The sequence below is a fragment of the Monashia sp. HAY1-5C genome, from assembly GCF_056755255.1.
Window position 1 is genome coordinate 1 of record NZ_JBPGXG010000667.1, and the last position, 243, is coordinate 243.

At 54.7% G+C, this 243-nt stretch carries 1 protein-coding gene; it reads left to right on the plus strand.

Annotation, left to right across the window (positions count from 1 at the left end):
• Positions 1 to 70 precede the first annotated feature (70 nt).
• Positions 71 to 243: TerC family protein (locus tag ACR9ZK_RS23125; protein ID WP_481344255.1), on the plus strand; the 173-nt coding region annotated here is incomplete at its 3' end.

Below are 243 nucleotides of genomic sequence, written 5' to 3' on the forward strand. Positions count from 1 at the left end.
GCATATCATCCGAAAAACTGAAGGAAAGAATTGGCAGGCTTATCATGGCCGGCGCCAAGCTTAGGAATTAATGATCTTCGACTGGCTATCCGACCCATCCGCCTGGATCGGGCTTGCTACCCTGATCGTTCTCGAGATTGTTCTCGGCATCGACAATCTCGTTTTCATCGCCATCCTTGCAGACAAGCTGCCGCCGCACCAGCGCGATGCCGCGCGCATGATCGGACTGGCGCTGGCTCTTAT